The sequence below is a fragment of the Pseudomonas gingeri genome (genome assembly GCF_013386165.1).
GTDB classification, from domain to species: domain Bacteria; phylum Pseudomonadota; class Gammaproteobacteria; order Pseudomonadales; family Pseudomonadaceae; genus Aquipseudomonas; species Aquipseudomonas gingeri_C.
Genome location: NZ_JACAOS010000012.1, coordinates 157,176 through 166,493 on the forward strand (window position 1 = coordinate 157,176; position 9,318 = coordinate 166,493).

Annotated in this window: 14 protein-coding genes; all 14 read left to right on the forward strand. The window is 58.6% G+C overall.

The genetic code is table 11. The annotated features are described in order from the left end of the window. Positions 1-99: 99 nt before the first annotated feature. The gene (locus HX866_RS11390; protein WP_177139611.1) at positions 100-585 is read left to right on the forward strand and encodes a phage terminase small subunit P27 family; all 486 of its coding nucleotides are present in this window, start codon (positions 100-102) and stop codon (positions 583-585) included. Then, positions 585-2,312 (forward strand): terminase large subunit, encoded by a 1,728-nt coding sequence (locus tag HX866_RS11395; RefSeq protein ID WP_177139613.1) that lies wholly within the window; start codon positions 585-587, stop codon positions 2,310-2,312. The genes HX866_RS11390 and HX866_RS11395 overlap by 1 nt, the downstream gene beginning before the upstream one ends. Continuing rightward, positions 2,312-3,538, forward strand: a complete 1,227-nt coding sequence (locus HX866_RS11400) for a phage portal protein (protein WP_177139616.1) — start codon at positions 2,312-2,314, stop codon at positions 3,536-3,538. The genes HX866_RS11395 and HX866_RS11400 overlap by 1 nt, the downstream gene beginning before the upstream one ends. Further along, positions 3,516-4,169 carry an HK97 family phage prohead protease gene (locus HX866_RS11405; RefSeq protein WP_177139617.1) on the forward strand — a complete coding sequence of 218 codons (654 nt, stop codon included), beginning with the start codon at positions 3,516-3,518 and terminating at the stop codon, positions 4,167-4,169. Before HX866_RS11400 ends, HX866_RS11405 begins: the two co-directional genes overlap by 23 nt. 10 nt (positions 4,170-4,179) lie before the next feature. Continuing rightward, positions 4,180-5,385: a phage major capsid protein gene (locus HX866_RS11410; RefSeq protein WP_177139619.1), complete on the forward strand. Its 1,206-nt coding sequence runs from the start codon at positions 4,180-4,182 to the stop codon at positions 5,383-5,385. A 41-nt stretch (positions 5,386-5,426) separates the two neighbouring features. Beyond that, on the forward strand, positions 5,427-5,840 hold the full coding sequence (locus HX866_RS11415; RefSeq protein WP_177139621.1) for a HeH/LEM domain-containing protein: 414 nt from the start codon (positions 5,427-5,429) through the stop codon (positions 5,838-5,840). After that, entirely contained in the window at positions 5,833-6,150 is a 318-nt protein-coding gene (locus HX866_RS11420; protein ID WP_177139623.1) for a head-tail connector protein, read from the forward strand. The genes HX866_RS11415 and HX866_RS11420 overlap by 8 nt, the downstream gene beginning before the upstream one ends. After that, on the forward strand, positions 6,147-6,482 hold the full coding sequence (locus HX866_RS11425) for a phage head closure protein (protein WP_177139625.1): 336 nt from the start codon (positions 6,147-6,149) through the stop codon (positions 6,480-6,482). The genes HX866_RS11420 and HX866_RS11425 overlap by 4 nt, the downstream gene beginning before the upstream one ends. Then, on the forward strand, positions 6,475-6,960 hold the full coding sequence (locus HX866_RS11430; RefSeq protein WP_177139627.1) for an HK97-gp10 family putative phage morphogenesis protein: 486 nt from the start codon (positions 6,475-6,477) through the stop codon (positions 6,958-6,960). The genes HX866_RS11425 and HX866_RS11430 overlap by 8 nt, the downstream gene beginning before the upstream one ends. Continuing rightward, positions 6,960-7,322 (forward strand): DUF3168 domain-containing protein, encoded by a 363-nt coding sequence (locus HX866_RS11435; protein ID WP_177139629.1) that lies wholly within the window; start codon positions 6,960-6,962, stop codon positions 7,320-7,322. Before HX866_RS11430 ends, HX866_RS11435 begins: the two co-directional genes overlap by 1 nt. Before the next feature lie 67 nt (positions 7,323-7,389). After that, positions 7,390-8,124: a phage tail tube protein gene (locus tag HX866_RS35045; RefSeq protein WP_177139631.1), complete on the forward strand. Its 735-nt coding sequence runs from the start codon at positions 7,390-7,392 to the stop codon at positions 8,122-8,124. Then, positions 8,124-8,480: a phage tail assembly chaperone family protein, TAC gene (locus tag HX866_RS11445; protein ID WP_177139633.1), complete on the forward strand. Its 357-nt coding sequence runs from the start codon at positions 8,124-8,126 to the stop codon at positions 8,478-8,480. Before HX866_RS35045 ends, HX866_RS11445 begins: the two co-directional genes overlap by 1 nt. A gap of 23 nt (positions 8,481-8,503) precedes the next feature. Beyond that, entirely contained in the window at positions 8,504-8,761 is a 258-nt protein-coding gene (locus HX866_RS11450) for a phage tail assembly protein T (protein WP_177139635.1), read from the forward strand. A 64-nt stretch (positions 8,762-8,825) separates the two neighbouring features. Continuing rightward, a complete protein-coding gene (locus HX866_RS11455) occupies positions 8,826-9,287 on the forward strand; it encodes a hypothetical protein (RefSeq protein ID WP_177139636.1) in 462 nt (153 codons plus the stop codon). Positions 9,288-9,318: the final 31 nt, after the last annotated feature.

Genomic DNA, 9,318 nt, shown 5'->3' on the forward strand with positions numbered 1-9,318 from the left:
GGGGAGGGGGAGGGTCAAAACTTCGGGCGAAAAAGTTTCTAGACCGCGCCCTCAATCGTTTTTTCACACCCGCGAAATTAAAAAATCAGGAGTTGCGCGATGGGAGGCACCGCCACGGTCGCCGGCCGTGGTCGCAAACCTAAGCCGACGGCCCAAAAGAAACTTGCTGGGAACCCCGGCAAGCGGGCCTTGAACACGGCCGAGCCACAGTTTTCAACAGTCACAAATATCGATCCGCCGGAGTGGCTGACCGAGCGCGCAGCAACGATGTGGAGGATGTTGATCCCTGAGTTGCTGCGTGAGCACGTTGTTGCGCTGACGGATCTGCACAACGTCGAGGCCTTTTGTACCGCCTATGACAAGTGGCGGATGGCCGAAGAGGCTGTGCAGCAGTTCGGAATTGTCGTCGAGTCGTCCCAGGGCAGCCCGATGAAGAACCCGGCGCTTACCGCAGCGAACGAATCCATGCGCCAAATCGTCACCTTTGGCTCACTGCTCGGCCTGGACCCGTCCAGCCGCACCCGGATCATGGGCGGCAATAAGCAGAAATCAACCAACGAATTCGCCAAGGTACTGAATAGCTGATGGCCAGATCGCCCAATGCCAGCGTCGACAAGGCGATGGCTTGGGCAAGGACTGTCCTGAAGGGAAAGTTCCCCGCATGCCGTTACATCCATCAGGCCATCCAGCGCCACTTCGATGATGTCGCCGCCAGCCGTCTGAAGTCGTTCCCGTACAAGTTCGACCCCAAGAAGGCCGAGAAGAAGCTGCGCTTGATGCAGCTTCTGCCCCACACCAAAGGCGAGTGGGCGTTCAAGCGACAGCTGATCACCCTGGAGCCCTGGCAGTTGTTTGGCTTGGCCTGCACATTTGGCTGGGTCAAAAAGAAGGGTGGCTACCGCCGCTTCCGTGAAAGTTACTGGGAGGTCCCCAGGAAGAACGGGAAAAGCGTCATCGCCGCTGGCGTCGGTATCGGTATGTTCGTCGCCGATAACGAGTTTGGCGCCGAGGTCTACTCGGGCGCCACAACCGAGAAGCAGGCCTGGGAAGTTTTCCGCCCCGCGCGATTGATGGTTCAGCGATCTCCAATGCTGATCGAGGCGGCCGGAATCGAGGTCAACGCCTCGAACATGAACATCCCGTCCGACAGTAGCCGCTTCGAGCCGCTGATCGGCAATCCGGGCGACGGAGCATCACCGTCCTGCGCGATCATCGACGAGTTCCACGAGCACGATACGGCGGCTCAGTACGACACCATGCTGACCGGCATGGGCGCCCGTCGGCAACCGCTGATGTTCATCATCACCACTGCCGGCGCGAACATCGAGGGTCCGTGCTACGACAAGCGGCGCCAGGTGCTGGAGATGCTGGACGGCACCGTCCCTGACCCCGAATTGTTCGGCTACATCTGGACGCTCGATGAGGGGGACGATTGGACTGACCCGAAGAACCTGGCAAAGGCCAATCCGTGCATGGGTGTGTCGGTGTTCCAGGAGTACCTGGAGAGCCAGCTTGCCCGGGCGATCCGGTCGGCTCGATTCACCAACACCTTCAAGACGAAGCATCTCAACCTTTGGGTGAGCGCGAAGGCAGGCTTTTTCAACGTTTCAAGCTGGCGCAACTGTGAAGATAAGACGCTGACCCTGGAGCAGTTCGAGGGGCAGGAATGCATTCTTGGCTTCGACCTGGCGCGCAAGCTCGACATGAACTCGATGTGCCGGCTGTTCTGGCGGGTGATCGATGGTCGGACGCATTACTACTGCATCGCGCCGCGCTTCTGGGTCCCAGAGGACACCGCTCACAACAGCGACAACCGCCGAATGGCTGAGCGCTTTCAGGCATGGATCAACTCCGGGCACTTGGATGTGACGGACGGCGCAGAGATCGACTACCGGGAGATCCTGGCCGAAGCCAAGGAGGCGAACCACCTGGCGCCCGTTCGGGAATGCCCGATTGACCCACACGGCGCTACAGGCCTCAGTCACGACCTTGATGACGAGGGTTTCAACCCGGTCACGATCACCCAGAACTACACCAACATGTCCGACCCCATGAAGGAGCTGGAAGCCGCTATCGAGGCGGGCCGGTTCCACCATGACGGCAACCCAATCATGACCTGGTGTATCGGCAACGTGATCGGCAAGTTCATGCACGGCAACGACGACGTGGTGCGCCCGATCAAGCAGGGCGATGACAACAAGATCGACGGCGCAGTGGCCCTGATCATGACGATTGGGCGAGTGCTGGCCAATGCAAATCCAGAGGACACCCTCTCTGACCACATAACCAAACACGGAATCAGGACGCTCTAATGCGGCTACTCAAGAACATTGGACGGCTCATCGGCATGAAGGGCGATCCGCAGGTTATCGATACGCCGGAGAAGCTGGCCCAGGCCCTTGGGGCCGGGTACGAAAGCGATGCCGGGCAGCGGGTAACGACCACAAGCGCAATGCAGCAACTGGTGGTTTTCAACTGCGTGCGTGTGCTGGCCGAATCAATTGGGATGCTCCCGTGTCGACTGTATAAGCAGACCGGTAGGGTTCGACTTCCTGCGACCGAGCATCGTCTGTTTCCGCTGCTATCCATGGCTCCGAATGGCTACATGACGGCCCAGGAGTTCTGGGAAATGTTGGTGGCGTGCCTTTGCTTGCGGGGTAATTTTTTCGCCTACAAGGTCGTGGTGCTGGGAAAGGTTGTCGAGCTTTTGCCGATCAATCCCGACATGGTCACCCCAAAGCTCAGGGACGACTGGACCGTTGAGTACACCGTCAGCTTCAGGTCCGGCACGCGAGTGCTTACCCAGGATGAGATATGGCATGTCCGGCTATTCACCCTGGACGGCCTGAACGGACTCAATCCAATTGCTTATGCCCGCCAGGCTCTCGGCCTGGGCCAGGCTATGGATGTTCATGCGGCAAAGCTGTTCACCAACGGCGCAGTGGCAAGCGGCGTTCTTTCTACCGACAACGCCTTGACGGACGAGGCATTTAACCGACTGAAGACGCAATTCAATGGCGAGCATATGGGCGTGGCGAACGCCTACAAGCCAATGATTCTGGAGCTGGGGTTGAATTGGAAGCCCATCAGCCTGAATGCCCAGGACACGCAGTTCATCGAGTCGAAAAAGCTCAGCGGCTCGCAGATCTGCGGCCTGTTCCGGGTGCCCCCACACCTGGTGGGTAGCATGGAGCAAATGACGCTCAACAATATCGAGCATATGGGCATGAGCTTCGTGAACTACTCGCTGGTTCCGATCATGACCCGCATTGAGCATCGCGTTCAGGTCGGCTTGCTCGACGAGAAAGACCGCCTCACGCACTACGCCAAGTTCAATGCCGGCGCCCTGATGCGTGGCGACCTGAAGGGTCGTTACGAGTCGTACGGCAAGGGCATCCAGTGGGGGATTTTGAGCCCCAACGACTGCCGCGAACTGGAAGACGAAAACCCCCGCGAGGGCGGCGACATCTACCTCACCCCAATGAACATGACTACCAACCCAGAGGCTGCTGGCAATGCAGACAAAACAACGCCTTGATCTGCCGCTGACCATCAAGTCGGTCAGCGACAGCGGCGAGTTCGAAGGATATGGCTCGGTGTTCGGCGTCGAGGACAGCTATGGCGACGTGGTGGTGCGCGGCGCGTTTGCGGCCACCTTGGCCAAGTGGAAAGAGAAGGGCCGTCTTCCGGCCATGCTCTGGCAGCACAACATGAGTGAGCCTATCGGCATCTACACCGAGATGCGCGAAGACGACACCGGCCTGTACGTCAAGGGCCAGTTGCTTATTGATGCCGATCCACTGGCCAAGCGTGCCCATGGCCATATGAAGGCTGGCAGCCTGACTGGCATGTCCATCGGCTACATCCTCGACGATTACGAATACGACAAGGAAAAGGGCGTTTGGATTCTGAAGGCAATCGACCTGTGGGAAGTCTCCCTGGTCACCTTTCCGGCCAACGATGAAGCCCGGATCACTGACGTGAAATCTCTGCTGGCCCGCGGCGAAACACCGCCGCCCAGCAAAGTGGAGCGAGCCCTTCGAGAGGTTGGGTTTTCTGGCTCCCAGGCCAAGGCCTTCATGGCCAAAGGCTACGGCGCAGTTTCACCGCGAGAGGCGGGTGCCGACGAAGCACTGCAATCCCTTAAATCACTTATGAATCGAATGTAAGGAGCCTCTCATGGCTGTTGAATTGAAAGATGTACAGGAAGTCACTGAAGCCCTCGGTAAGAAGTTCGACGAGTTCAAGGCAGCCAACGACAAGCGTATTGATGGCTTGGAGGCCGAGAAAGGCAAGCTGTCTGGCCAGGTCGACACGCTCAACGAGAAGTTGAGCGAACTGGACGAGCTGAAAAGCGGCCTGGAAAAAGAGCTGCTGGCGCTCAAGCGTCCGGATGGCACCGGCACAAAGGCCGCCAGTGAGCACAAGACCGCATTCATGCAGTTCGTGCGCAAGGGTATCGAGACCGGCCTGGGCGAACTGCAGGCCAAGGCATTGCAGGTCGGCGTTGATGCTGATGGCGGTTTCGCGGTTCCTGAAGAACTGGACCGCAGCATCATCGAACTGCTGCGCGATACATCGCCTATGCGTCAGGTCTGCAATCAGATCACCGTGGGTAGCCCAGACTACAAGCGCCTGGTGAACCTCGGCGGCAACGGCGCGGGCTGGGTAGGTGAAACCGATCCTCGTCCGACAACCAACACTCCTAAGCTCGGCAACATTTCTGCGTTTATGGGTGAGCTGTACGCCAACCCACAAGCCACTCAGACCAGCCTTGACGACATCTTCTTCGATGCTGAGGGCTGGTTGAATGGCGAGGTTGCTCGCGATTTCGCCGAGAAGGAAGGCAATGCTTTCCTGAAAGGCGATGGTGTGAACAAGCCAAAAGGTCTGCTGGCTTATGGTCTGGACCTGAAAGACGACGAAGCTCGCGCCTTCGGCGTGCTGCAGAAGCTCGTGAGCGGCACCGCCGGTGCGATCACTGGCGACAGCCTGATCAACCTGATTCACGCTCTCAAGGCGGGCTATCGCGCCAACGGCACCTGGATGATGGGCAACCTGACCGTTGCCTACGTTCGCAAGCTGAAGGACAGTGAGGGCAACTACCTGTGGCGCCCAGGCCTGGAAGCTGGCGCACCCTCGGTCCTGCTGGGTTACGGCATCACCGAAAGCGAAGACATGCCAGATGTTGCGGCTGATGCCAATGCCATCGCATTTGGTGACTTCAAGCGCGCCTACACCGTGGTGGACCGCATCGGTACCCGCGTCCTGCGCGACCCGTACACCAACAAGCCGTTCGTTGGCTTCTACACCACCAAGCGCGTCGGCGGCATGCTGGTCGACTCCCAGGCTGTGAAGATTCTCACCCTGAGCGCCGCTGCCTAAATGGGCGGGCGCCTACGGGCGCCCAGCCTGCTGGAGGATTTATGCCGATCATTATTGTGAAAAAGCCGTTCCCATTCTCTGCGGATGGCAACCATGTAGTCGAGGTTGCGGCCGGCGAGCAGGATGTATCTGATCGTTGCGCGCTGGTTGCCGTCGAGCACCTTGGCGTGGCGTCCTACCTCGGCCAACTGGACGCCAATGGTCTGAAGCTGGATGGTCCGACGATTGTCGAGTTTGTATCTGCCGGCTACCTGGCAGTGAACTACCCGCCTGAGGGCTACGCGTCGCGCAGCACGCAGGAAGAAATCGACGTAGCGGTCGAGGCGCAGAAAGAAACCGACCCGCTCAAGATGAAAGTTCCTGATCTGAAGGCGTGGCTCACCGGCAAGGGGATCGAGTTCGATCCGTCCGCCAACAAAGAGGCGCTTCAGGCGCTGGTGCCAAAGGGTGATTGATCTGCCCATCGTCAAGGCTCACTTGCGGGTCGACCATGACGACGAGGATGCGTTGATTCAGGGCTACACGGATGCAGCCCTCAGCGCTTTCGAGACCTGGACCAATCGAACACTGATAGATCCGGATGAGGTGCTGCCGGATCCTGTCGGAAATGCGCTCCTGATGACCAAGAGCATAAAGCAGGGGGCCTTCCTGCTTATTGGTCACTGGTACAGCAATCGTGAAACTGTGGTGACCGGCACAATTGCCACGGACCTACCGCTGGCAACCAACGCGCTCTGGAAGCCTCACCGCTGGGTGAATGTATGAGAGCTGGCGATCTGCGGCACAGCATTCAGTTCCAGGCTCTGAAAGCTGGCGTTGACCCTGAAACCCAGGAGCCAACACCGGGAGCGTGGGTTGATATCGTCAAATTATGGTCGGCCATCAAACCGCTCAGTGGTCGCGAGTTCATCGCGGCCCAGGCCGTGCAATCCGAAGTTGTTGGTCGCCTGGTCATCCGGCGGCGGCCCGGCATTACCGCGTCGATGCGCGGCGTTTATCGTGGCGAGATCTACAACATCCAGGGGGTTCTCCCTGATCCAGATTCGGGCCTTGATTATCTGACGCTTCCCTACTCGCTCGGAGTGAACGATGGCTGATGAGATCCAGTTCAGCATGATCGGCGTCGACAGCCTGCTTTCAAAGCTGGCCACGGTGAACGAAGAGGTGAAGCGCAAGACCGGCCGCGCGGCGCTTCGTCGAGCAGCTGAGGTGGTGGCCGGTCACTTCAGGGAGGGCGCGCGCCGTTGGGACGACCCTGAGACCGGCCGATCCATCGCTGACAACATCGTGCTCCGCTGGAACGGACGATTGTTCCGGAGCACCGGGAGCCTTGGGTTCCGGATCGGGGTCCTGCACGGCGCGGTGCTGAAGAAGGGCGGCGGCAAGGAAGTCAACGACCCGACCCCGCACTGGCGCCTTCTCGAGTTCGGCACCGAACACATCGCCGCCGACCCGGTCGCCCGCCCGGCGCTTGAGGATCATATCGGCGAAGTCACAAACGAGTTTGTCACCCAGTTCGAGAAGGGGCTTGACCGTGCTATTCGCCGGCGCGCCGCGAGCGACAGGAGCAGCTGATGTTTGCACCGATCAATGCTGTATGTGCAAAGGACGCCGGCGTTATCGCGCTGCTTGGCATGCCCATGCGGCTCTACCCGTTCGGCGATGCACCCCAAGACGGACAGAAGCCATACGCGGTCTGGCAGACCATTGGTGGCAGCCCTGAGAACTACTTGGCCGGGCGGCCAGACGTGGATGGCTACCGACTTCAGGTCGATGTCTACGCAGCCACTGGGCCGTCTGCCCGTGCTGTCGCGAAGGCCATCCGTGACGCGATCGAGCTTCACGCATACATCACCCGGTGGGGCGGCGATGGCCGAGACCCTGCAACGAAGAACTACCGGTACAGCTTCGACGTGAGCTGGCTGGTTGCGCGATAACCCAGCACCGAAAACAAACCCGCCCTGTGCGGGTTTTTTATTGTCTGAAAACCCGCAGGAGTTAAATATGTCAATTCTCACGCAGGGCACCCAGGTGTTCGTCCTTGCTCCAACTGTTGTCGATCCGAAGGTGTTCGAGGTCCTGGAGATCGAGTGTGCAACCGCCTTCAGCCCTGGTGGCAACCCGGCCGACCAGATCGAAGACACCTGTCTGTCCAATACGACCCGCAGCTACATGCGTGGCTTGCGCACCCCGGGCCAGGCATCCCTGACATTGAACGCTGATCCGCGCAACGCCTCTCACGTCCGCCTCCATCAGCTGTCCGAGGATGACAGCATCGAGAGCCTGCGCTGGGTGGTTGGTTGGTCCGACGGCAAGGATGTCTTCCCGACAGTCGCGCCTTCCGGCTCGCTCACCAGCATCAATATCACCGCCGGTGGCACTGGTTACGCCTCGGCCCCGAATGTGTCTCTGACTGGCGGCGGCGGTACCGGTGCGACTGCTACGGCAAGCGTTACCGCTGGCGAAGTCACGAGCATCACCATCACCAACCCTGGCAGCGGCTACACATCGGCACCGGCCGTGGCCTTCAGCGGTGGTGGCGGCGGCACCGGAGCGGCCGCTACGGCGATCCTGGGCGCCGGCGATGACTTCGTTCTGCCGAGCACCCGGACCTGGTTCCTGTTCGACGGTTACGTTTCGGACTTCCCATTCGACTTCGCAGCGAACACTGTGGTTACCACTGCGGCCACGATCCAGCGCTCTGGCGGCAGCGCCTGGTTGCGTAAGGTGATTGCATAATGGAACTCAGCATTGCAAATCTGAAGAGCTCCAAGGCGTTCACGTCAAAGCCGGTGCAGAAGGAAATCGTGTGGGAGAGCGAGGGTGTGGAGCACAAGTTCACTACCTTCATTCGCCCGCTGTCATACCAGACCGCCGTCGGCGACATCGCCTCGCACCGCGGTGATGACTTCCTGGCGTCGCGTATTGCGTCCAGCATCTGCGATGCGGACGGCAAGGCGGTTTTCACCGTTGCCGATTTGACAGGTGAGAACGATCCGGAGCGCGGCGCCATTGATGCCGCGCTGACCAACCTGTTGCTGATCGCCATCGGCGAGGTTCAGAACGCGGGAAAGACGAAGCCCTCGGCGACCTAGATGAGCTTTGGTGCGAGCTGGTGATGAATGGCATCGGCGGCCGCACCGTTGCCGAGGCACAGGAAAACATCAGCTATCCCGAGTTCATGCTCTGGTGCAAGTACCGGGGCAAGCGCGGATCCCTGAACCTGGGCATGAGGGTTGAGGTGGCCTCGGCCAGGCTTGCCGCGCTGTACGCCAACATGAAGGCCGGCAAGCCTGATTTCAGGATTGAGGACTTTTCACCACACACGGATGTGCCGGTGGAGACTCTTGAGGGGGCAATTGCTACTTGGGTCTGATGCGCGTTTTGGAGCTTTGCACCGACAGTGCTAGATTGCCTTGGTTCTTTTGGAGTAGGGCGTCATGATGACATTGAAGTGCAGAAGCTGTTCGGCGATATATCCTGTTGGTGATGCTGTTTGCCCGAGTTGCTTGAAAACTAACTCGGGCTTGTCTGGTTTGGCAAAATCTTCGATAAAGTTTTTTGCAGTTTTTTTTGCTGCCACGGCTTTATTTTTTTGGATTTTTGATTTTGGAAAGTCCAATGATAAAGATGCTTCTGTTGGTGAGCCGAAAATAATAGCAAGCGCTTTTTCTGCGGTAAGGTCGAAGTTAAAAGATCCAGAAAGTGCGGTGTTTGGTCATTTGACTAGATATTCTACTGGCAGTGCTCAGAATGTTGTTTGCGGAACGGTAAATTCTAAAAATGGCTTTGGTGGGTACGCTGGCGTAAAAAAGTTTTTGTTTCATTACGAGAAATCATCTGTTGTTTTTGATGATGGGGGTGGTGATTTTTCTACCTCTTGGAATTTACTGTGTCGATAGATGTTCGACAATAGACCCGCCTAGTGCGGGT